Origin of the sequence: Vibrio kagoshimensis, assembly GCF_050337535.1 — a bacterium.
Classification (GTDB): domain Bacteria; phylum Pseudomonadota; class Gammaproteobacteria; order Enterobacterales; family Vibrionaceae; genus Vibrio; species Vibrio gallaecicus.
Genome location: NZ_JAKJSZ010000013.1, coordinates 12469 through 37603 on the forward strand (window position 1 = coordinate 12469; position 25135 = coordinate 37603).

Genomic DNA, 25135 nt, shown 5'->3' on the forward strand with positions numbered 1-25135 from the left:
TATCTGCATCATAACCCAAATTGCATTGTGATCGACTTTTATCTGGTTTACGCCTACTATGCCTGTCGTCTGCCCACCTCTAATTTCAATTGCTACTTCTATGATTACTTTTTCTGATATTCAACTGCTTCGCGGCGGTAAACCATTACTTGAACAAGCTTCAGCAACAATCCAACCTGGCGATAAAGTCGGTTTAGTCGGAAAAAATGGCTGTGGTAAATCTACATTATTTGCGCTTATTAAAGATGAGCTTTCTATTGATGCAGGTACCTTTAGCCAACCCGCTCACTGGGAATTAGCGTGGGTTGCTCAAGAGACGCCTGCATTAGAGCGAACGGCCATTGAGTACGTGATTGATGGAGATAGAGAATATCGAGGATTAGAAGAGCAACTGGCTAAAGCTGAACAAGATGATAACGGCACTTTAGTGGCAGAGATTCACGGTAAAATAGAAACGATTGGCGGCTACACCATTAAATCACGCGCGGCCGAACTGTTAGACGGTTTAGGTTTTAGCCAAGAACAAATGTCATGGAACTTGCCACAGTTTTCTGGTGGTTGGCGAATGCGTTTAAACCTAGCGCAAGCACTGCTATGCCGAAGTGATTTACTGTTACTCGATGAACCAACCAACCACTTAGACTTAGATGCTGTGATGTGGTTAGAGCGCTGGTTGCAAAACTACCCTGGTACACTTGTACTGATTTCTCACGATAGAGACTTCTTAGATCCGATTGTGAACCGTATTATTCATGTTGAAAACCAACTCCTGAATGAATATACGGGTAACTACTCGTCTTTTGAAACACAGCGTGCTCAGAAGCTCATCCTTCAACAAGCTATGTACCAAAAGCAGCAGAAACAAATGTCGCATATGCAAAGCTACATTGACCGTTTTCGTTACAAAGCATCAAAAGCTCGCCAAGCTCAAAGCCGTATTAAAGCATTAGAAAAAATGGAACAAGTGCTACCGGCTCAATTTGATAATCCATTTAGCTTCCAATTCAAAGAACCCGACGCCTTACCCAATCCGATCATGATGATGGACGAAGTATCAGCAGGTTATGGTGATCACCTCATCCTCGAAAAAATTCGTTTAAACTTAGTACCTGGCAGCCGCATTGGTTTACTTGGCCGTAATGGCGCAGGTAAATCGACACTAATTAAACTGCTTTCTGGTGAACTAAAGCAGCAAGGTGGTGAATTAAGTTATTCTCAAGGCGTTAAGATCGGCTACTTTGCTCAGCACCAATTGGAAACTCTGCACCCTGAAGAAACACCATTGCAGCACATGATGCAAATTGCGCCAAAGCACACAGAACAGCAATTGCGTGATTACTTGGGTAGTTTTGGCTTCCAAGGTGAAAAAGCCATGGATAAGGTCGCTCCTTTCTCAGGTGGCGAAAAAGCACGCCTCGTACTGGCACTAGTCGTTTGGCAAAAACCGAACTTACTTCTACTTGATGAACCAACCAACCACCTTGATTTGGATATGCGTCAGGCTCTGACTTTTGCCTTACAAACATTTGAAGGCGCAATGGTTATTGTCAGCCACGATAGGTACTTACTCCGCGCGACAACTGATGATCTATATTTAGTACATGACAAGCAAGTTGCTCCTTTTGATGGTGACCTAACTGACTACTACAAATGGTTATCAGAGCAACAAAAAGTCGAGCGTAAAGAAGCGCAAGCACTTGCTCCAGTAAAAGAAAGCACCAATAGTGCTGCCGCTAAAAAAGATCAAAAGCGTCGTGAGGCAGAATTCAGAAAACTGACTGCACCAATTCGTAAAAAGCTGACTCAATTTGAAAAGAAAATGGACTCGCTGACACTTTCTTTAGAAGAAGCCGAGCAAGAATTGTCAGATACTTCTCTTTATGAAGCTGAAAATAAAGCTAGACTTAATAAAGTATTGGCACAGCAAGCAACCAGCAAATCTCAATTAGAAGAAGTTGAAATGGACTGGATGACAGCTCAAGAAGAACTAGAGCAAATGGAACAGGATATAGATAGCCTATGAGCCTAGAGCACGTAACGATATCGCTAACACTTGAACGACTCTGGCAGTTCAGCCTTCAGTATTACAGTGTGCGTGAAGTAAAAGATGCGTGCTTATCTCTACAAAATAATTTCCATGGTAACGTTAATTTGCTGCTGCTACTTAAATGGCTAGATGAGCAGCAAGTTAGCTTTCACGAAGAGGACTGGCACAAAGTCCAGCAATGTTTAAGTCGCTCAGAGGCTTTACTGCACAGTTATCGCGAGCTCAGAAAGCACCTAAAGCATCATGTATCTGATTCTTTATACAGAGAAGCCCTTCAGTTTGAACTCCAGCTTGAGAAACAACAGCAGTCGGATCTAGTAGATTGCATTAATACCCTCCCCCTCGATACCAACTATCACGATCCTCTGGTTTTACGCTACTGCCGTCTACTGGGTGGAGAATCCCTATACTCGGCTTTTGCAGAACCAGCTCCGAACATTGCTAACCAATAGCTTTTAATCTCAGACTTTTTTCCATGATCAAAACCGTTTATCTTGTCTATTTTAATAATAAGTCCCTAATTGTATTTACTTATTACGGCTTACTATATCCAGAAAGTTGAGTTGTTCTTTACTCGTTCAATAAGCCAGCATTGCTTCCATTCAGATAAACCCAACACTTGCACTCAACGCCCTGATAGACCAAGCTCAAAGAATGAAATACAAAAGATAATTACTCATTAACGGATGGACTGAGTTTTTCTATGACCATATTTACCGCAGCTGCGGGCTTATCAAACCCTCACCTACAGACTCTGGTGCCACGGTTTATTCGTAAACAGACTCTGTTTAAACCCACTTGGCAAACCTTAGATACACCGGATGGTGATTTTCTCGATCTTGCTTGGAGTGACGATCCAACAGGTGAACAGCTAAAGAAAAAACCTATCTTCGTGTTATTTCACGGGCTAGAAGGCAGTTTCGAAAGCCCTTATGCTAACGGCTTGATGAATGCTTTCGCAAAAGACGGGTGGTTATCCGTCATGATGCACTTTCGAGGATGCAGCGGAAAACCGAACCGATTAGCCAGAGCCTATCATTCAGGCGAAGTAGAAGATGCGCGCTTCTTTCTTGAGTTTTTAAACAAACAATTCCCAGACAACCCTAAAGTAGCCGTAGGTATTTCTTTAGGTGGTAACATGCTTGCTAATTATCTAGCCGATTACGCTGACGATCCTTTACTATCAGCAGCAACTATAGTTTCAGCTCCTTTTGATCTTGCCAGCTGTTCAAGCCGAATTGAGCAAGGCTTCTCTAAAATCTATAAAAAGTACTTATTAAATTCACTAAAAGATAATGCATTGAAAAAAGGGCAGATCCTGCTTGATGAACTGGGGATCAGCGCTGAATCCATCAAGAACATTCGTCACTTATACGAATTTGATGAAAGGATTACCGCGCCACTGCATGGTTTCAAAAACGCTCAAGATTACTATGTAAAATGTTCAGCTCTTTCAAAATTACAAAAAATCAAACTGCCAACTCAGATCATTCATGCTAAAGATGATCCATTCATGACAGATGCCGTGATCCCTAAATTTGTACTTCCAGAAAATATCGATTATCGCCTATTCCAGCATGGTGGCCATGTTGGATTTATCACTGGGAACACCTTAAAACCTCGCTTCTGGCTAGAAGAAGCACTGCCTGCCTACTATGAAAGTATTCAAGATTCGGCATAATGGTTGCCTTATTTTCTTTCGTCATTTCCATGAACCAATAAGGTTCTAACCAAAAAGCTGACCGTAAAATAGAGATGTATTTATGATCATTCCATGGCAAGACATTGCACCTGAAACATTAGAAAACCTCATTAAGGAGTTTGTGCTTCGTGAAGGTACTGATTACGGTGATGTTGAAATTTCTCTACAAAATAAAATTGACCAAGTAAAAAACCAACTGAAGACAGGCGATGCCAATATCGTCTTTTCTGAGTTGCACGAAACTGTTGATATTCAGCTACGTCATACAATGTGAAGTTGAGTTTAAGCAATGAATGGAATCAAAGAACAACAATAAGTAGAGTAACCGTATGGCAGGGAGCTATGCTGCGCTAGCCAGTGAGCCATGTTATAGTGAAAGCGATTGCTAACAAGTAAGTTACTACAAAGACAAGGGTTGTCATGTCCGCTAAACATCCAATTATCGCAGTAACGGGTTCATCAGGAGCCGGTACAACTACAACTTCCGAAGCCTTTAGAAAAATGTTCAATATGATGGACGTAAAGGCAGCATGGGTAGAAGGCGATAGCTTTCACCGCTTCACTCGCCCAGAAATGGATGTAGAGATCCGTAAAGCACGCGAACAAGGAAAGCACATCAGTTACTTTGGCCCACAAGCCAACGACTTTGGAGCACTGGCTGAGTTTTTCCGTAAATATGGTAATGAAGGTACAGGGCAAGTACGCCGTTACCTTCATACCTTTGATGAAGCCGTTCCATACAATCAAATGCCAGGTACTTTCACACCTTGGCAAGATATTCCTGAAAACTCGGATGTGATGTTCTACGAAGGACTACACGGTGGTGTTGTAGATGGCGACATTAATGCCTCACAACATGTCGATTTATTGATTGGCATGGTACCCATCGTAAACTTGGAGTGGATTCAAAAGTTCGTCCGAGATACTCGCGACCGAGGGCATTCTCGTGAAGCGGTAATGGATTCAATTGTTCGTTCAATGGACGACTATTTGAATTACATTACACCACAATTTTCACGTACTCATATCAACTTCCAGCGTGTTCCGACAGTCGATACATCAAACCCTCTGAACGCAAAAGGAATCCCTAGTTTAGATGAAAGCTTCGTAGTCATTCGATTGCGTGGCATTAAAAATGTCGATTTCCCATACCTTTTAGCAATGATTGATGGCTCATTTATGTCGCGACATAATACGCTAGTCGTGCCAGGCGGGAAGATGAGCTTTGCTATGGAGCTCATTGTTAGACCTATCCTTCAACAGCTGATTGAAACTGGAAAAATAGGTTAACAGAACGTCATTTTATCAGGTTACTTTTCATACCGTGATCATGTGCACAATTTTGCGTAAAAAATCGCAGCTTGGTCACGATTAAAATCAAGAAATAGTGACTGAAAAAGGATACTATTTTAGTCCGAAACAAAAGATAGCTTGCAGCACTGAAAAAGTGCTCTTACCCTAAAGCCTAATTTAGGCTTAGCTAATTAATACGGAAAGCAGCAAGCATACCCTGCAGAGGAAGTGAGATATTATGGTTCTAGGTAAACCTCAAACCGATCCAACATTAGAATGGTTTCTGTCACATTGTCATATTCATAAGTACCCTTCTAAAAGCACGCTAATTCACGCTGGTGAAAAAGCGGAAACCTTGTACTACATCGTAAAAGGTTCTGTTGCGGTTCTAATCAAAGATGAAGAAGGTAAGGAGATGATTCTTTCTTACCTAAACCAAGGTGACTTTATTGGTGAGCTTGGTCTATTTGAAGAAGACCAAGAGCGTACTGCTTGGGTTCGTGCTAAATCTCCTTGTGAAGTGGCTGAAATTTCATTTAAGAAATTCCGTCAACTTATCCAAGTGAACCCAGACATCTTAATGCGTCTATCATCTCAAATGGCTAATCGTCTACAAGTGACTAGCCAAAAAGTAGGTGACTTAGCTTTCCTTGACGTGACTGGTCGTATCGCTCAAACGCTACTAAACCTAGCTAAACAGCCAGATGCAATGACTCACCCAGACGGCATGCAAATCAAGATCACTCGTCAAGAGATCGGTCAGATTGTTGGCTGTTCACGTGAGACTGTTGGTCGTATCTTGAAGATGCTAGAAGAGCAGAACTTAATTTCAGCTCACGGTAAGACTATCGTTGTTTACGGTACTCGCTAATTTTTAATCGCTCTAGCTAGCAATTAAAAGCCGAGACAAATATTAAAGCCACCAGCTGCAAAGTTGGTGGCTTTTTCTTTTCTAGGTTCTAGGGCTTAGTAATGAAAGCCTCTAGAGAACACAAGCTAGATTAGCTATCTGTACTTTCAAAAATCTTATCGGCAGAAGCCGCAACAAAACCAGTATAGATTTCCCCATTTGCCATCACGTAGCGCTTAGCAAATTCGTAAAAACCACCCGGAATCATTTCTACGCCTTCAGTGAAAGTAACCGCGACTTTATCCGCCATCGTTGAAGATTGCTCAAGAAGCACTTCAGGTGAACCTTTTACTTCTCCACCAGCACTATTGATAGTAAAACCTTCATCTCGCAAGTAGTCATTCACAGACTGAACTTCATCAAACTTATTCAGTTGATTCACACTTACTGTGAAATGGTTTGCCCCATAACCATGTGCCGCAAGCCAAGAAGCGTACTCACTTTCTTTTGCCAACACTTGGAAATCCACAAAGCTTAAATCCCATAGTCGCCCACCAAATAGGAACTCATGACCTTTTAGCTTATTGGTGTCCAATTGCTTCACAAGCTTAGCAACGATTGTTTGTAACTCCGCTGAACACTCTTCAACTTTAAGTTCACTGATGAACACTTTTGGTTGATTTGGATCTGGATGTTCAAAATGCTTCGCGACTAATTTTTTACTTTCGAAAAGATAATCACCACAAGCTTGATAGCCTAGATCTATAAATGGTTTGGCTAGAGTATCAATGCCAAGCGGGGCTACGTTGAAAGTTCGCAGTGCAATATGGTCGTTGATCAACGCTTCGTCTTCTTTCAACAGCTGCTGAACTTGAGCTGCTGAAGGGCATAAACGTTGAATATAATCGTTCCATAATGAGCTGAATAATAGATCGGGCGTCATGGTGACTCCTTGTCGAGGGTACTAGCAAGCTAGAGATATTGGATTAAGAAGATAAGCTACCGCTTATGCCGCAGCCATTTTGCAATCATTGTCACTCGCAGAAGCTTTCCATGAATAAGCAACCACCAGAGTTTTTTTATTATTATGGCTAGCCTTACATCGAGGTAAGGCTAGTATTTAAGCTTTATATTCGGTGAGATATTTAAAGTTCAATACCTGGGCTAAATGTCGCGGGCAGTAATGTCTCTCCACCTTCCATTGAAGCCATTGGATAAGCACAGTAATCCGCAGCGTAGTAAGCACTTGGTCGTAAGTTACCCGACGCACCAGGTCCACCAAATGGTGCATCACCACTTGCCCCTGTCAGTTGTCGGTTGCGGTTTACAATACCTGCACGGATATGATCCACGAAATATTCCCATTCAGAGTCATCCGTTGAAATAAGACCTGCAGATAAGCCAAAACGAGTATCGTTAGCTAGGTTTACGGCCTCTTCCAATGATTGGTAACGCACAACTTGTAGAAGTGGTCCAAAATATTCCTCATCAGGCAACTCAGCAATGTTTGTTGCATCGATAATACCAGGAGTCACAAATGCAGCTTCAAGCCCTTTAGCTTCTACTAGGCTAACGCCTCCAAGAGACTGAAGGTTTGCTTGAGCATCAAGAATAAACTTCGCAGCCGCTTCTGAAATTTGTGGTCCCATGAAAGGTGCTGGTTCTGCAAAAGGTTGATCGACACGAATCTTCTGAGTCGCGGCTACCAATTTATTAATGAGTAAGTCGCCCTTCTCTCCCACTGGTACATATAAGCGACGAGCACAAGTACAGCGTTGACCCGCACTAATAAACGCAGATTGAATAATGGTATAAACCGTCGCGTCGACATCTCCATATTGGTCAGAGATAACCATAGGGTTGTTGCCGCCCATTTCAAGCGCCAGCATTTTACCCGGCTGACCTGCAAATTGACGATGTAGGATATGACCGGTATTTGCACTACCCGTAAATAGCACCCCATCTAAGCCTTTTGAGTCAGCTAATGCGATACCTGTTTCTTTAGCGCCTTGCACAAGGTTAATGACACCTGCAGGTAAGCCCGCCTCTTGCCATAACTTCATAGCAAACTCACCCGTCCAAGGCGTCTGCTCTGAAGGTTTGAATACCACGGTATTACCCGATAGCAATGCTGGAACAATATGACCGTTAGGCAAGTGACCAGGGAAGTTATAAGGACCGAAGACAGCCATTACACCCAATGGGCGGTGACGAAGTACAATTTGGTTGCCAGCAGCTTCACGAGAAGCTTCACCTGTACGTTCATGATATGCACGAATTGAAATGGCAATCTTACCTGCCATTGCACCTGCTTCAGTACGAGTCTCCCAAATTGGTTTGCCCGTTTCTTTTGCAATAATCTGTGCAATTTCTTCACTGTTTTCTTTCACTTTCTCAGCGAAAGCCAAAACAATAGCTTCACGCTCAGCAAAACTTAATTTCTTCCAACCTACAAATGCGTTACGCGCCGCGCTAACTGCTGATTCCACTTGAGCTGGAGTTGCACTGTCGCCTTGCCAAACAACCTCATTATTAAATGGGCTGACTGATGTCATCGCTTCGCCTTGTCCGGCTACCCATTGCCCTGCAATCCACTGAGTCATACTACTGTCCTTACTTACAATTTTTCAAAAAGTACTTAATGCACTTTCTTTGGTCATTTCTAACCTTGAGCATTTCTAGCTTTGGTCATTTATCGCTTCAGTCATTTCACGACTCCACAAAGAAGCCGAAACAGACTTACTGAACGAGCATGCGAACAAAGTCACCTTCTTTAACTTCTAAAGCTTTAGCAACTTCTGGTGATAGGATCACCTTATCACTCGCTTGATCGTATGCACCTTTCGCTGCAACCGCTCGGAAGTTTTCAAACGAGGTATTACCAATTAGGTAATCTTGAGAGCTTGAATGCTCCGAGATCTTCACCTGCGCTCTGATCGAATGGCGAACAGATTCAATATTTCGTAAATCACATTCAACAGTTGGACCTGCGTCAAAAATGTCGACATAGCCTCGGTTCGTAAAACCTTCTCGCTCTAACAGCTTTAATGCTGGGCGAGTATTATCGTGAACCTGTCCGATTACCGCTTGAGCTTCTTGGCTCAGTAAATTCACGTATATCGGTAACTTAGGCATAAGATCAGCAATAAAGCCTTTTTTGCCGATACCAGTTAAGTAATCTGCCAATGTGAAATCGATAGAGAAGAAATGTTCTTGTAACCACTGCCAGAAAGGTGAATTACCATCAGCGTCAGATACGCCACGCATCTCAGCAAAAATTGTTTCGGAGAAACGCTCTGGGTGCTCAGACATGATCAAGAAACGGCACTTTGACATCAAACGACCATTCAATCCCCCACGGAAAGATGGACGTAAAAACAAAGTACAAATTTCACTGCAGCCTGTGTAGTTATTACCAAAAGTCAGAAGCTTAACAACATTGTTCACGCCCAACTTTTGTGATGAATGAACAACCTTGCTGATATGGTAAGAGTAAAATGGGACGTCCCAACCGATAGAAGCTTCGATACCTGTGGTACCGGCCACTTCTCCCGTTTCGCTATCAACGCCAACCATTAGGTAGCCTTCATCACCAGGTTCGGTGACATCCGGTTTGGAAAAGCTGTATTCAGAATGCGTAATGCGGTTAGTTAGGAGCTCTTCATTTACAGGAAGAGATGTGAATCCATGTCCTGATTCAACGGCGCAAGCATGCAGCGCGTCATAATCAGATAATTTAATAGGGCGAACAACTAGCATCAATATTCCCTCCAGATGCAAAACAGGCCCAAAACTAGACAGTCTGGGCCTTTAGCAAGTCATCATAGAATCGCTCTATGGCGAATATTCTTATGACGCGAGCTTTGAGGCTAAACTAACGTCGCGATTGCTTTGTCTAGTTTTGCTAAGCCTTCTTCAATTTCTTGTTTAGTGATGACAAGTGATGGTGTGAAACGGACTACATTCGCTCCCGCAACCAATACCATCAAGCCTTCTTTACCCGCAGCAACTAATACATCACGAGCTCGACCCTGCCATTTCTCATTAAGTGCAGCACCTAGCAGTAAACCTTTACCACGTACTTCACTAAAAATTTGGTACTTATCATTTATTCTAGTCAAACCTTCACGGAATAGCGCTTCACGCTCTTTAACACCCGCTAAAGTTTCAGGTTGGCTAACCACATCAACTACCGCTTCTGCTACTGCACAAGCCAACGGGTTACCACCGTAAGTTGAACCATGAGTACCCACTTTAAGGTGAGGAGCTAAAGCGTCAGTAGTCAGCATTGCACCAATAGGGAAACCGCCACCAAGAGATTTTGCTGTACTAAGAATATCTGGCGTTACACCTAAACCTTGGTAAGCGTAGAAATCACCAGTACGGCCATTACCCGTTTGTACTTCATCAAAAATAAGAAGTGCGTTGTGCTTGTCACAAAGTTCACGGACAGCATTCATGAATTCAGATGTTGGCGAAATAATACCGCCCTCACCTTGCAATGGTTCCATCATCACAGCACAAGTGCGCTCAGAGATGTGCGCTTCTAAAGCGGCTATATCATTATAAGGTAGATGAGTAACATCGCCTGGTTTAGGACCAAAGCCGTCAGAGTAAGCTTCTTGACCACCAACTGTTACAGTAAAGAATGTACGACCATGGAAACCTTGTTTGAATGCAATGATTTCTGATTTTTCAGTTCCATGCACGTCAACAGCCCAACGGCGAGCTAATTTAAGTGCCGCTTCATTCGCTTCAGCACCAGAGTTTGCAAAGAAAACTTTATCAGCAAAGCAAACGTCTGTTAGCTTCTTAGCAAGGCGTAATGCTGGCTCATTGGTCATAACATTACTTAGATGCCAAATCTTATTTGCTTGCTCAGTCACGGCATTCACCATTGCTGGGTGACAGTGACCTAAACAACTTACTGCGATACCACCAGCAAAGTCGATATACTCTCGACCTTCTTGGTCCCAGACTCGTGCGCCTTCGCCTTTAACTGGAATCATTTCCATTGGGTTATAACAAGGCACCATCACCTCGTTAAACAGACTACGTTCTACTTTATTTTCCACTGTCATCGCACATTCCTTTATCGATACCGCATGCTTCGCAAATAAGCGTAATGATTCATAAGTGAGACAAAATTATTTTGTTCCGCTTTTATCCCGCTGCAGCATTGTATTTACATTTAATTAACCATTTCAATAGTGATTTATTCTTTCACATCGGAAAACAACTGAATAAACGTCACTGCCTCTGACTATTTATGCATCAAGTAGTTTGTTTTATGAAGCTTTTTTTATCGAGGGAGGTGTTCAGCCGTAACAATACATAGCAAAGACGGTGATATAGCACTGTCCGCACTAAATACGGCGAATAAGTTTGCAAAGGCGGGATTACGAAATATAGAGATAACAAATGTTATAAAAAGTGATCGGTGTCCGTTAGGGGCTATGCGTAAACAAGGAATAAAACACTTAACGAGCGAGGAAGTTAGCCAGTAACTGGTGTCCCTGTTCTGTTTTAATTGACTCTGGGTGGAATTGAACCGCATCGATCGGTAACGTCTTATGCTGATAACCCATGATTTCATCCATGCTGCCATCCTCAAATTCAGTCCAAGCCGTTAGTTCGAAACAATCAGGTAATGTGCCATTTTTAACGACTAGTGAGTGATAGCGAGTTACCGTTAATGGATTATTTAAGCTTTGAAAAACACTTCGTCCATTGTGTCTAATTGGAGACGTTTTTCCATGCATAACTTGCCTAGCTCGTACGACTTCACCACCAAAAACTTGGGCAATCGCTTGATGACCTAAACAAACTCCCATTACAGGCAGTTTACCGGCGAAATACTCTATAGCAGCTAATGAGATACCAGCATCATTGGGAGTACAAGGACCAGGAGATATCACTAAGTGAGTAGGCGCGAGGGCTTCAATTCCTGCTATATCAATCTCATCATTACGTACCACTTTCACCGTTGCACCTAACTCACAAAAGTATTGGTACAGGTTATAAGTAAAAGAGTCGTAGTTATCGATGATTAATAGCATGAGTAAATCGTTGACCGTATTGAAGGGAGGACAATAGGGTGTGTATTGTGCAGTAAGAGGCTAGAAAGGCAAGTATTTCTGTTCAAAGGTAAAATATCCAACTATGAATAATTCCCTATTCTTTGAAGGCTAGAACTCTCTGATACTTGCATTAGCCAAGGAGTAACCAACAAAAAGAAAGGTGCACAAGGCACCTTTCTCTGTTATTGGTTCTTTAGTGATTGGCTTCTTATTTAAAACCCGTCACCTAGTAACAAGCATAGCGATAATCTATTCGCTACTTACAATCTTTAGCAAAGATTGAGTCCACCCATTGTGGGTTATCAACGAATGGGTTTCGGTTACCTTGAATCTCTTGAATTTTAGTGTTTCTATTAAATTCAAATTCATCTACTGCATCTTGGGTATTCCAAGCCAGTAACGTACACACATTCCCTAGAGCAGTACCGTTATCTACCACTGTTGGTACTAATTCTAGATCTGGTGTCTTAGAGTCATTACCTTCATAACGTGTTGCCATGTAGAAGATCATACGAGCAACGTCGCCTTTCACTTGATCACGAGGCTCAAATGAGTCGCCATCACTGTAGTTTCCAGGCGCTTCAGTTAACTCACTTCCGCCGTTATCAAACTCTAAATTCCCACGCTTGCTGTTCACAGACTCATCTGTAGGACGAAGGTGATGAATATCTGTATAGCCGTAAGCACTCTTATCGTTGAATCCACCATTTGATTTCGGGTAAGTATGTTCACGGTTCCAGTTATCCTGACCTAAACTGCCTTGACCTGTCTTCTGCCCTTTCTCTTGCGAGCGACCGGTATACATTAGAATAACGTTGTTACTGTTATTCGGGTCTTCATCCGTTTTATCTAATGCATCCCACACATCAAAGCTGCTAGATGAATACGGTAACTTAGTAATACCAGTAGAGATAATACTATTCAGGGCAGCTTTCAGTTCATCGCCTGATTTGTCTAACGCGCTATCGTAGTAACCATTTGGGTTATGTATTTCACCAGGTGGTACTGGCGGCTCTACAATTGTCATTTCACACGTTACCGATGGAATACCACCAACAACATGTGGATCATGAGCTTGTTCATAAGCTGCCGTTGCGACAGAGGCATACGCACATGGGATAAGTAATGTAAGTAATGTTTTTTTCATCATAATATTTCGATTAGGGGCGAATTCGCCCCTCTCCTATCAGCAACGAGTTATTTGAACTTACGACGTAAGAAGCCAAGACCTAATAGGCTTAATAAGCCACCTAAGCCAAATGAACCACCGTCGCTATCGCTGCTACTTTTCGCAACTTGAACGGTTTTTGTCTCAAGTACACTGCCTGCAACACTCGTGGTTACTGTGTATTCACCTGCTCCAACTCCTGTAATTGGTACTTCAGTCCACCCAAAGGCAATTTCAAACTGATCAAGCACGTCTTTCTGCACATTAGAAGAAGTCGCCACAAATGCTTGAGTTGCATTGCTGAAGCTTACTGATACTTCATCACCTACTTTAAGGTAAGCAGAATCAGCATATTGAGTCAGATCAACGAAGTAATCAAAACCACCGTCTGTCGGTGCTTCGAATCGAGGTTCATTCAATGGCTCAGATGGAAGCTCAATTGGTGTACCAGGCACAATCGGTTGATCCGGGTTACCTGGATAGATAGGGTCAACTGGCTCTAGTGGCTTACCATCAAAATCAATGGAAAGAACAACAGGATCATGTGCCGCTGAACGGTACACATCAGTATACTTTTGTCCTGTTTCATGGCCCGCACCAAACACTTCAGACTCACCAGCGTTTATGTTCCACTGAGTTGCTCCGATAACTTTCGTTTTCAAACCAGCTGAGGTTAAAATGTAATCTAAGCTTCCGCTTTCATCCCCTTTAACTACGTTGTAGCTATTCGGTGCAACGATTTCTAAAACATTTTCATAACCATAGCTTTCAGTCACTACTGAACCATCGGCACCATGTAAAGGTGTATCACCGATGAAAGTATTTGCTGCGGTTTTGATTTCGTAGTCTTCTGGAGCATCAGTACGGTCTGTTAATACAGTAATCGCATCTTCGTTATTGTAAGCATTCAAGCTACCTAGAATAACCTTCTCACCCTCAAGGTTTGCTAACTGTTGACCTAAATAATCAGCAGCAGAGACTCGTAAACTTCCACACGCACCTTGGCTATCAGTTTCAGCACTATCTTCTGAACACGTTTGTTCTTTTGATGCAAAGTGGTTAAGCGCAACCACCAATTTCTCTTCACGGTCTTTAAATGAGAACACAGGAACAACAGCGTCATGTTGTGCTGTCATTGTATCATCCGCATTTTTTTGAGAAGGCATTGGGATGACTTGCAATGAATCAAGACCAACCTTATTCGCACGGAAAATAACGTAGTTACTTGTCGCCAGCGTACCTACGTGAGTTAGCCCTTCACTACTTGCAATGTGGTACTGATCAATCTCATCTAATTCAGCGTTTAGTTGTGTAACTAGATAAGCAATCGCAGAACTTTCTTCAAAGCCATTGTTTTCAACTTCCATCAAACCAACAATGTCAGCATTTAATGACTTCAAAGCAGAAACAAGTTTAAGCGTTTGATGATCAAATTCCGTTGAACTTTGAGCTCCAGGGTGAGCATCCGCTTCTAAATATTGATTGGTTTCACCGCTGCCTTCTAAACTATTGATGTACTGGTTAGCGTTGAAAGTGGCAATACGAATATCGCCATTATCAAGAACAGGTTCAGCTTTACGCTTACTGTTATCAGCGGCGAAACTATCCTTAGTAACATTTTCGGTTACATAGAAACGATAATCTGAGTAAGAGTAACCCACGACACCTTGAACGCTACTTGCAAGATCGCCAACGCGGATAAAGTCCTCAGTTGTGCCATCTTGGTCTACATCAGTTTGACCAAAATCAGGGTACCAAGCAGGAGCCCCAACCGTATCTTTTGTAAATGATTCAACCACTAAGCGATTATCATCATTACAATCAGCGGCTTGTTTAGCTTCTTGAGTACCAGGGAAGAAAGATTGGTTCGGGTGAACATTAATTTCACCTTGGCTTAGAACCATGTTGAATCGCTGTGGCCCTTCATCAAAACTGTAGTTACGCGACACTTTCATATCAGAAGCGGAGGTAAGCTTAACTAGCATGCCTTCGTGACGTTCAAGGGTGAAGTCAAATTCGGGATCACTCGATGCGATAGATAATTCAGTTGCGGTAACAGTACCCGTTCCAACCGTTTCAATCGCTGTAGCAGGAATTTGTGTCCAGCCAAAGTTCTCTTCTACAGGACCAGTGACTTTGACTTTATCGCCCAGAGCTAAACCTGAAACATCACCCACAACAAAGATGCCGTCCGATGTTTTTGGATCACTGTCAGGTGTTTCATCTTGCATATAGAAACCAACTGCAACATCACCATCTAGAGCTTCGCTTTGAATTGCAGTGATCACACCGACGACAGTGAACGCTTCATTTGAGATAAATTGTCCGTTTGCAGGGTCGGTATATGGAGAAGCCCAAGAATTACCCTGAAGCTCACTGATCAATGTATCTGGTGTTGGCTCTGGGTCGGGATCAGGTTCTGGGTCAGGGTTGCCACCACCTAGGTCAACATTACCAATATCGGTCCAATCATCTTGACCTAACGTTTCAAATTTAGCAGGGTCATAAGCTGTACTCGCCGTCATCGTAGTACGTTTCAAAGTTACGTTTTTATTGTAATCCGTATCATTCACGTAACCCAAAATATCGACAATAGAACCATCTTTAAATAAGGCAATAGAGTCATCACCGTTAAAATAAGTGATGCTTCCTGTACCATCCGATTTTGCTAACAAGTCCGCTGCAGCGCTAGAGTTAGCAACCACATAAGTCTCTCCAGATTGAAGCGTGACTCCAGCTAGATCAAACTCATTTCCCCAATCACCGCTACCATTTGATTCCATCATCAAGCTGTAGCCATCCAGTGTTACAGCAGTAGAACCCACATTCGCTATCTCGATAGCTTTATTACTGCCTGAACCCTCAACAACTTCAGTGATCAGAATATTTTCAGCCGGAGCACCTAACTCAACGTTACCGAAATCGCTCCAATCATCTTTATCGACTACTTCAAATTTAGATGCATCGTATGACTCGCTTGGAGTTAGATCTGTACGACGTAATGTGACATCTTTATTGAAGTTTTCGCCATCGCCAGCACCCACAATATCAATAATTGTATCGCCTTGCTTGACCGCAACAGCATCATTTCCGTTGAAGTAAGTAACCGTCGATTCGACATTGCCTTTACCTTTTAACTCTGCATCGGCACTTGCGTTGACTATTACATAGGTTTCTCCAGAGGCTAAAGTTACACCATCTAGTGCCTCTTTATTTCCCCAGTCTCCCCCATTTGCTGCCAATTCAACAGTATAGCCATCTAGTGTCACAGAAGCAGAGCCAACATTGGCTACCTCGATAGCTTTATTACTACCTGAACCTTCTGTAATTTCAGAAATAATAATATTGGCGTTTGCCGTTGGAACAAGAACCGCCCCTACCGCAAGTGCTATTAAACTCTTTTTCATTATGATTCCTCTTATTGCACCAAGATTAAAATTTGGTGCTGAGTATTCTTAACTTAGACGTACAGCAATGCCTTCTATGATTGAGATAAGACTGAAGTGCAATACCGTACTTGATATAAATATGAATAAGGCTAGCAAATGCTAGCCTTATTATTGAGTGCGTAATTAGCTACGACGGCGGCGTAAGAAGCCAAGACCAATCAGTGATAAAAGTGCACCAAAACCAAAACTACCACCTGAACCATCAGATGATGGGTAGATAGGTTTTACGTTGCTTGAATCACGCTTAGTCACTTCAACAGACATAGCCATTGAGTCGATAGTGCTTGATGCGGCAGTTGCTTGGCTCGCAACAGCGCGTTTTAGCGTCATGTTGATTGAGTAAGAGCCAGCATCAAGACCTGCAACATCAAACATCACTGTTTGAGCACCATCTGAACTTAACGTTACTTTTGGTAGCGCTACGTTCTCAGGAAGTGGTGAAATTGTGATTTCAGCAATATCACCTGCTTTTGCTTCAGCTGAAACTGGGAAACCAATATCAGCGCGACCGCTCTTAGTTGCAATAGTGATAGCCGACTCGCCAGCTTCACCGTACTTATAACCAAGACTTACAATTGCAGAATCATGGTCAGAAGAGCGGAATGGTGTTTCAGCGTAGAATGGGTTTGCTTCATTCTCATCGCCACCTTTGTACTTGCTGTTGTAATCAAACAGCGAAGACTCAGGTGCATTAATGTGCCAATCAACAGCATCAACTAAGCGGTCTTCAAGAGAGCTTGTAATAAGCATATGGTCCAAAGAACCTACTTCATCGTTGTACGAATAGCTCCAAGATGTTTTGCCTTCTTCAGTTTTCAAGTCGACTGCATTTAGGAAACCAAATGTTTGAGTCACTTGTTGACCATTAACTGCCGATGGCTGCTTCCCAAGGAAAGTATATGAAGATGCGTAGATCTCTTTGTTCGTTGGGTTACTTGTCAGAATTAACATTGGGTCTTCATTCGCGTATGAGTTCATATCACCCAAAACAACTTGATCCCCACCGATTTTCGCCATTTCAGTACCTAATTGGTACGCAGCAGCAACTCGGAAGTTCTCACAAGAACCTTGGTAATCATCATTACGAACGTCATCTTTTACAGGGTCAAAGTTGCTCCATGTTTCCCAACCAACCCAGTCTTCGTAACAAGTAGAACCTTTAGATTTCAAGTGGTTTACTGAAACCGTTAGCTGTTTACCGGTATTTAATACATTGAAGGTCGCGGCAACTGTATTACGTTGATAGTTGTCACCGCTTTCACGAATCTCACCTTTAGAATCAACAATCGCTGCGCCATTTTCATCCACAATCATTGGAGCATGCTGCTCTGGCATTGGGATTACAGTACCTGAAATAACCGATACTTTTGAAGGACGGTAGATAATACCAGTAGTAATAGCATCGCTGCCTACCGTATCTTGGTCATCAAGAATAACATCGCCATTCTTATCAAAACCTACAAATACATAACGATTGTGGATAGAGTTTTGGTTTCCACGGTCACCGTAATCTTCATCGTAATATTTTTTGTTAATTGCAGTCAGTAGTTCAGTAATAGCGCTGAAGTCACCAAAGCCATTGTTCTCAATTTCCATCAAACCAAGAATATCTGCATCTAGACCGTAGATTGCTGAAACAAGCTTCGCTTGCTGACGTTCAAACTCTAACTGAGACTCAGCACCACGGTTATCACCGAATGAGTTATCAGAACCACCATAAGGCGAGTTAAAGTAGTTCAATACGTTTTGAGTTGCGACTTTAATAGTAAAGCCATCGTCACCGTAGCTTTCATTAATCACAGGCGCATTTGTACGGTCTGTATTATGAACAAAAGAAACAGAACTGTTATTTGAGCTTTCTAACGTTTTAGGTACTGTGATGTTGAAATCACCGTATGAATAGCCAATAACACCCGTTAAACCAACTACGCTGTCATTAATACGAACGTAATTATTTTGTGGATCTGAAGCAAAATCAGAGTAGTAAGGGATCTGACCATTTGGTGCTTTACCATCTGATTCAAGGATCAAACGGAAATCATCATTTTCAGCAGCTTGACCCATAGAGTCAATTGAACCAGCAATATGATCTTGGTTTGGTTGAGCATTTGGGCGCTTGTAAGCTAATACCATGTTGTTACGGAAAGCATCGTAGTCGAAGCTAAAGCTACGAGATACGCGCATATCTTGGTTGCCTTCTTCTGTTGCATCCATATCAGCAACAGTTTTAACCAACATACCTTCATAACGTTCTAGAGTAGATTCAAAAGTCGTATCACTTGCAATACGCTTCATTTCTACTGGCGTTACCGTAACGGGTGTCGCCTCTAGTACTTCCCACTTATCGTCTTCAGCAACAAGCTGAGTCAAACCATAGTTTTCTTTAACTTTTGCTACAACACACACTTTCTGACCGACCATGCTGTCAGAAGCTGTTGCTGTAGGTACAAAAATACCATCAGAACTTAATTCTTTTCCGTCAGCATTTTCGTCATATAGGTAGAAACCTTTTGATGGGTAGCTTGTTACAGCAGAAACAATACCAGTTACTTTAAACAGGTCTGTTGATTCATAGCTGCCAGATGGAATCAGTGGAGAGAATTTACCTTCACCTTGCACTTCACCAATAAGCTTGCTCTCAACACCTGTTGCATCTGTACATACTTGCTCTACAGGTACAACTACTGGATCATCATTAACATCCGTAGGATGACCTAAACCACCAAACGCATCTTTTCCAAACTCTTCCCACTCTGATTCATTGTAAGTAGAAGATTGAGAGCTACCAGCTTTACGACGCATTGTCTTGTCAGCCCATAGCTTATCGCCTGAGTGACCATATGTAGCAAAAATATCTTTAACATTCGCTTCTGAAGAATCCGTGCCTAACCAAACGGCATCATCGCCATTAAAGTTCATTGCATTATGGCTAACTTGATCAAAAGTTCCCGCCACAACCAATGCATCTTCACCACCAAGGCGTTCGATGTATAAACGAATATCAGCGCCAGCTTCACCATTCAGTACGACGATACTTTTACCTGGTTCTAACGTAATGCCCTGCAATACATTATTACCATCTGGATCTTTAATTTGATTCTTGTATGAAGAGTAGTAAAGCGACAATGTACCATCGAAGGTATGAGCAGTTGTGCCCGTGTTACTGATTTCAACCGCTTTATTGTTTGCAGACCCTTCAACGTACTCTGTAATTAATACGTCATTAACATCTGCCAGCGCTGCACCACTTAGTACACCACTAATCGCACCAGCAAGTAGAGTTATTTTCTTGTTCATTATTAGATTCTCTCTGATTGGATTAGAAGTAAACGCGAGCGTATGCGTATGCGTCTTGCGCCGCTTCACCAGTGTTCATCTCAAGTGCGATAACACTCGAGCGCGTTGGTTTGTAGTTCACGCCAATAGTGCCCCACGTACGATCATCACCCCAGCTCTTATGATCACTTACATCAGAGCTCGCATTATCAATTGACCACTGTTCATACTCTTCAAAGTTGTATGACGCAGTAAATTCCCATGTTTTAGAGAACTTATACTTAGCCGATGCTAGGTAACCTTTATTCTCTAAAGTTTGGTAATTGCTATTAATGTAAGTTTTTTCACCTGTGATTGGGTCTGTCGATACCAGCGTTCTATCTTGAGCAATATCTTCATCTTCAATGTAAGCATTCACACCTAGGTGAATATCATCAGTGACTGCAAAACGAGCACCGAAACCTAATAATTGTTGCTCACCGTACTTCGATGCACCATCAGAGCCAGCACGACCTTCTAAGCCAACAACAGCAGATAAGCGATCACCGAAGTAACCAACATAACCATTCACAATATCGCCAAGTTCAGAACCAGAAGAAGATTCAGCTCGGTTAGTGTAAGAGGCACCTACTTTGATTACGCCGAAGTATTTACCTTCATACTTGACCGTCATGTCTTGGTCGCCGGCTTCGCCAGTTTCAACTGTAGTGTCGAACGTGAAGTCACCCCATTTATCGTAATCATCGAAAGCCGTATCCGTTAAACCAGCTTCTACGTAATGAGAATAACCGTCACTCTTATAGAGGTCGTACCCAATAAATACTTTATCGATCGCCAGAACCATATCGCCGGTGCCGTATGCCCAGTTCTCACGCTCGTAATCTAGCTCTAGGCGGTAATGCATTTTATCGTTCTTACCTTTCACACCCATAGTTGCGAAAGAGTCGTCTACATAGTTTTGGTCTGCATAAAATTCACCGTATTCATAGTTAGCACCTATGTGACCACCAACCCCTACTTCGCCATACAGCTTAACGAAATCACCATTATCAGCTTCGTAAATAGTGACAGCATTCGCGCTTGCCGCTACAAATAAAGAAGACAAAGCCAATGCAATAGCATTCTTTGAAGTCATTTTAAAATCCTTATCTAAGACATTATTCTATTTAACGGCTTGGTAAGTTTGGCGCAGGATCCATTGCTAACTCGAATACAATAACAAGAGCAAATACAACACCGACCACTCATACAAACCAGTAGATGCTGCGTAATATCCCCTTTTTATGTAACAGTAAGAAGTCATCCACGTTACAAATGAGACTCTTATCACTAGTAAAACTACTTTTTTATGAGTGACCATTTTTTTTCAACAGATAACGTTATTAGTGCGATTAAATTGTAAGCAAATGCGTTTTATTTTGACGAGCCCCTCAGAATTTAATAATCATCAACAATTTTATGGAACTTTATTTTTTGTTCACGCATAAAAAAACCGCCTAAGTCGGCGGTTTATTTTAAGCAGAATCAAGTATCTAAGGACGAGAAACGAAACCTACGGCTTCATAAGCTTTTTTCAAAGTAACAGCTGCACGCTCTGACGCTTTTTCAGCACCTGCTTTCATTACCGCATCCATGTAAACACGATCTTCACGAATACGCTTGTACTCAGATTGAATCGGCTCAAGCATTTCTACGATTGCTGCACCAACATCCTTCTTGAATGGACCATACATCTCTACGCCTTGATATTGCGCCTCAATCTCTTCAAACGTTTTACCAGTAGCCGCCGAGTACAGGCTCATTAGGTTAGAAATGCCCGCTTTATTTTCCCAATCACTTGCAATGCGTGGTGGTGTTTCAGCATCAGTTTGCGCTTTATTGATCTTTTTAATAATCGACTTAGGCTCTTCTAACAGAGTAATAACGTTTTTACGGTTATCATCTGACTTAGACATCTTCTTCGTCGCATCTTGCAAGCTCATTACACGTGCATTCACTGTTGGAATGTACGGTTCTGGAATTTGGAAGATTGGTTGCTCTGGAGTGCTATACACATTGTTAAAACGAGTTGCGATATCACGAGCTAACTCTAGGTGCTGCTTTTGATCATTACCGACTGGCACTTGATGCGCACCATAAAGCAGAATATCGGCAGCCATTAGTACTGGGTAGCCAAATAGACCTGCATTTACATCACTCGCGTAACGGGCAGATTTATCTTTAAACTGAGTCATACGGCTCAGTTCACCCATTTGCGTGTAACAGTTAAGAAGCCAACCAAGTTGAGCATGCTCTGGTACGTGTGACTGAACAAATAGCGTGCTCTTCTTTGGATCAACACCGACAGCAAGACAGATTGCTAGTGCGTCTAGGGTCGCTTCATGCAGTGCTTTCGGGTCTTGACGAACCGTAACCGCGTGAAGGTCTACAACACAGTATTGGCAATCGTAATCATCTTGCATCTGTTGCCATTGACGTAGAGCACCCAAGTAGTTACCGATACTTAGTTCACCTGATGGTTGAACACCACTCAATACGATGGGCTTGCTCATGGTTATAATTCCTTTGCTTGTTAGCTTCTTAACTTAAATAAAAAAGCCGCACAGCTCTTTCTATGCGGCTCATCCAGTGTACTCATTGATAAGTATTTTGCTAGTAGGTTAGCTAACTTTTGTCCGCTTTATGCTGAAACTAGAACCACATCTAGTAATTGCGCGACGTTGTCCGCGACATAATCAGGATTAGATGCTGAAATCGGCTCACCGTGATTGTAGCCGTAAGTCAGACCAAACGAGTAGCAACCTGCATTTTGAGCCGCTTTGATATCGTTGCTTGAATCACCCACCATCAACATTTCTTCTGGCTTTACACCATGCTTTTCAAGTAGCCAATTCAACGCTACTGGGTTTGGTTTTTTCTCTGGGAAAGAGTCACCGCCCAATACATCCACGAAGTATTTATCAATGCCGTGCTGCGCCAAGACATCAGGGACAAATTTAGATGGCTTGTTAGTCACCAGTGCCAAAGTGAAACCGGCTTTATGTAGCTCTGCTAACGTCTCTTTAACTGATGGATATAAGTGACTCAATTTATGACCACTTTTTTCATAGAAGTCATCAAAAAGGATACGAGCTTTCTTAAGCAGTTCAGGATCTAATTCAGAGCTCACTGTAATACTGCGGCTAAGTGAACGTCCGATAAGCACATCCGCACCATTACCCACATAGTCACGAACTTGTTCTTCGCTCACTGAAGGAAAATCCAGTTCCTGACAAGCTTGGTCAGCTGCAACCGCTAAATCAGGCACACTATCTAATAAGGTTCCGTCCAAATCAAAGGCGATCAGTTTTATTGAGCTTAATGACATCTTACTTTCCTATTAATTATATTCGTCTCATCAGTTGAGCTATAAGACGTAAAAAAGGGGCTATTAGCCCCTTAATATTCAACCTATCTATATTTCTACGATTATGCGTTTACTTTTGCAAGCTCTGCACGCATTTCGTCGATAACTTCTTTGTAATCTGGTTGGTTGAAGATAGCTGAACCAGCAACGAACATGTCTGCACCCGCTTCTGCGATTTCACGGATGTTATCTACCTTTACGCCACCATCAATCTCTAGGCGAATATCACGACCAGACTCATCAATTAGCTTACGAACAGCGCGGAGCTTATCTAGTGTGTGGGGAATGAAAGATTGACCGCCGAAGCCTGGGTTTACAGACATCAGTAGAATCATGTCTACTTTATCCATAATGTAATCTAGGCAAGAAAGCGGCGTTGCAGGGTTCAATACCACACCCGCTTTACAGCCGTGTTCTTTGATAAGTTGTAGGGTGCGATCGATATGCTCAGATGCTTCAACGTGGAAGGTAATCATTGATGCGCCGGCATTAGCAAACTCAGGTACGATACTGTCTACTGGCTTAACCATTAGGTGAACATCGATAGGAGCAGTGATGCCGTAGTCGCGTAAAGCTTTACAAATTGGAGCACCAAAAGTTAGGTTAGGTACATAGTGGTTGTCCATCACATCAAAGTGCACCACGTCAGCACCAGCTGCTAGTACTTTTTCTACGTCTTCACCAAGACGAGCAAAATCTGCAGACAAAATAGATGGAGCGATGAGAAAATCTTTCATACCTAACCTCTTAAGAGTGAGTAAATTGCATTCGTAGTAGCATTATCGGCAAGACGGAAGACAATGCTATCTAGGCGGCAATTCTACATAAGCGATTAAGCAGATCCTAGCAGTTCAATAGATTTGTTTATCAAAGTGTTCATGGACACACTTTAATCTGCCAGTTTAAAGGTAGGTTATGGCTAGCCTTTAAAGGCTTAGTTAGACATCTTTAAATGATTGAGAATCTGCCGAAGCTTACTCTTCACTTACAAGGGGTGAATGCTGCTGATTCTTCTCGGCATGGAATAGTGCCAGTAATTCATTCACTTTATTCCGCCCTGAACCTTTACTGCTTATCGTGCGTTTAACTTTAACCACACTCAGATCTGCACCGTGATATAAACGACGCGTGAGGGTTGTATCGTGGTTAGAGATTAAAACGGGTATATCACGTTCCATTGCCGCTTTTTCTGCAATATCAGCTAGTGCTGCTTGGTCATCTAAAGAAAAACCATTGCCTGAATAAGAAGTGAAATTCGCAGTAGTCGATAGTGGTGCATACGGTGGATCACAATAAACAACACACCCTTTGCGAGCTCGACTAAAAGTCTCAGAATAACCTTCGCACACGAATGTAGCCTTCTTCGCTTTTTCAGAAAAGAATTCTAATTCAGCTTCAGGGAAATAAGGTTTTTTGTATGAACCGAAAGGAACATTAAAGCCACCTTTCTTGTTATAACGGCATAGACCATTAAAACCGAAACGATTCATATAAAGGAAGGCAAGAGAACGATACATCACGTTATCAGTATCATTGAATTGAGCTCGTATATCTAAATACGCTTCTTTACGGTTATTCTCAGCACAAAACCAACGCTTCGATTCCGCTATATAAGTTTCAGGATCGGTCTTTAACAGATTGTAAAGGTTGATTAAATCTGGGTTGATGTCTGCAAGTAAGTACTGGTCATAATCTGTATTCAGAAACACAGAGCCAGCGCCAATAAAGGGCTCAACTAGCTTACGAGCAGGTGGCAGGTGGCGTTTGATATCTTCAACTAGGCCATATTTACCACCAGCCCATTTTAGAAAGGCACGCTGCTTTTTCATTTACTGCTCTGTCTATCAACCAAAAAATAAGGCTG

Annotated in this window: 19 protein-coding genes; 6 read left to right on the top strand and 13 right to left on the bottom strand. The window is 42.3% G+C overall.

From position 1 onward, the window contains the following. Window positions 1-100: 100 nt before the first annotated feature. From L4C37_RS13580 to crp, 6 genes are all read left to right on the top strand, one after another. Complete coding sequence (locus L4C37_RS13580) at window positions 101-2023, top strand: ABC transporter ATP-binding protein (RefSeq protein WP_429768926.1); 1923 nt, start codon at window positions 101-103, stop codon at window positions 2021-2023. Then, window positions 2020-2499 (top strand): TIGR02444 family protein, encoded by a 480-nt coding sequence (locus tag L4C37_RS13585; protein WP_429768927.1) that lies wholly within the window; start codon window positions 2020-2022, stop codon window positions 2497-2499. The genes L4C37_RS13580 and L4C37_RS13585 overlap by 4 nt, the downstream gene beginning before the upstream one ends. A 251-nt stretch (window positions 2500-2750) precedes the next feature. Further along, window positions 2751-3728, top strand: coding sequence for a hydrolase (locus L4C37_RS13590; protein ID WP_429768928.1), 978 nt, complete (start codon window positions 2751-2753; stop codon window positions 3726-3728). Between the two features lie 82 nt (window positions 3729-3810). Further along, on the top strand, window positions 3811-4023 hold the full coding sequence (locus L4C37_RS13595; RefSeq protein ID WP_171734992.1) for a YheU family protein: 213 nt from the start codon (window positions 3811-3813) through the stop codon (window positions 4021-4023). 146 nt (window positions 4024-4169) lie between these two features. Then, window positions 4170-5039 (top strand): phosphoribulokinase, encoded by an 870-nt coding sequence (locus tag L4C37_RS13600; RefSeq protein ID WP_137375109.1) that lies wholly within the window; start codon window positions 4170-4172, stop codon window positions 5037-5039. 241 nt (window positions 5040-5280) lie between these two features. Then, window positions 5281-5913, top strand: coding sequence for a cAMP-activated global transcriptional regulator CRP (crp, locus tag L4C37_RS13605; protein WP_017036097.1), 633 nt, complete (start codon window positions 5281-5283; stop codon window positions 5911-5913). Window positions 5914-6043: 130 nt separating this feature from the next. On the opposite strand, the gene L4C37_RS13610 is transcribed toward crp, so the two are convergent. The 13 genes from L4C37_RS13610 to L4C37_RS13670 form a co-directional block, all read right to left on the bottom strand. Beyond that, a complete protein-coding gene (locus L4C37_RS13610; protein WP_137375108.1) occupies window positions 6044-6835 on the bottom strand; it encodes a DUF1338 domain-containing protein in 792 nt (263 codons plus the stop codon). 202 nt (window positions 6836-7037) lie between these two features. Next, window positions 7038-8495 carry a succinylglutamate-semialdehyde dehydrogenase gene (gene astD / locus L4C37_RS13615; protein ID WP_273294379.1) on the bottom strand — a complete coding sequence of 486 codons (1458 nt, stop codon included), beginning with the start codon at window positions 8493-8495 and terminating at the stop codon, window positions 7038-7040. A gap of 136 nt (window positions 8496-8631) precedes the next feature. Next, window positions 8632-9651: an arginine N-succinyltransferase gene (astA, locus tag L4C37_RS13620; protein WP_372264721.1), complete on the bottom strand. Its 1020-nt coding sequence runs from the start codon at window positions 9649-9651 to the stop codon at window positions 8632-8634. 110 nt (window positions 9652-9761) lie between these two features. Further along, on the bottom strand, window positions 9762-10973 hold the full coding sequence (locus L4C37_RS13625; RefSeq protein ID WP_429768929.1) for an aspartate aminotransferase family protein: 1212 nt from the start codon (window positions 10971-10973) through the stop codon (window positions 9762-9764). 399 nt (window positions 10974-11372) lie between these two features. After that, window positions 11373-11951, bottom strand: a complete 579-nt coding sequence (locus tag L4C37_RS13630) for an aminodeoxychorismate/anthranilate synthase component II (protein ID WP_429768930.1) — start codon at window positions 11949-11951, stop codon at window positions 11373-11375. Between the two features lie 277 nt (window positions 11952-12228). Next, a complete protein-coding gene (locus tag L4C37_RS13635) occupies window positions 12229-13119 on the bottom strand; it encodes an endonuclease I family protein (RefSeq protein WP_372264786.1) in 891 nt (296 codons plus the stop codon). Window positions 13120-13169: 50 nt separating this feature from the next. After that, window positions 13170-16547 (bottom strand): ExeM/NucH family extracellular endonuclease, encoded by a 3378-nt coding sequence (locus tag L4C37_RS13640; protein WP_429768931.1) that lies wholly within the window; start codon window positions 16545-16547, stop codon window positions 13170-13172. Window positions 16548-16712: 165 nt separating this feature from the next. Then, window positions 16713-19886 carry an ExeM/NucH family extracellular endonuclease gene (locus tag L4C37_RS13645; protein ID WP_273294386.1) on the bottom strand — a complete coding sequence of 1058 codons (3174 nt, stop codon included), beginning with the start codon at window positions 19884-19886 and terminating at the stop codon, window positions 16713-16715. Between the two features lie 22 nt (window positions 19887-19908). After that, window positions 19909-21000, bottom strand: a complete 1092-nt coding sequence (locus tag L4C37_RS13650) for a porin (RefSeq protein WP_137375101.1) — start codon at window positions 20998-21000, stop codon at window positions 19909-19911. Window positions 21001-21397: 397 nt separating this feature from the next. Further along, entirely contained in the window at window positions 21398-22417 is a 1020-nt protein-coding gene (trpS, locus tag L4C37_RS13655) for a tryptophan--tRNA ligase (protein ID WP_429768932.1), read from the bottom strand. A gap of 128 nt (window positions 22418-22545) precedes the next feature. After that, a complete protein-coding gene (locus tag L4C37_RS13660) occupies window positions 22546-23232 on the bottom strand; it encodes a phosphoglycolate phosphatase (RefSeq protein ID WP_137375099.1) in 687 nt (228 codons plus the stop codon). A 101-nt stretch (window positions 23233-23333) separates the two neighbouring features. After that, on the bottom strand, window positions 23334-24008 hold the full coding sequence (gene rpe, locus L4C37_RS13665; RefSeq protein ID WP_429768933.1) for a ribulose-phosphate 3-epimerase: 675 nt from the start codon (window positions 24006-24008) through the stop codon (window positions 23334-23336). A gap of 237 nt (window positions 24009-24245) precedes the next feature. Beyond that, window positions 24246-25100 carry a Dam family site-specific DNA-(adenine-N6)-methyltransferase gene (locus L4C37_RS13670; protein ID WP_372264730.1) on the bottom strand — a complete coding sequence of 285 codons (855 nt, stop codon included), beginning with the start codon at window positions 25098-25100 and terminating at the stop codon, window positions 24246-24248. Between the last annotated feature and the right edge of the window lie 35 nt (window positions 25101-25135).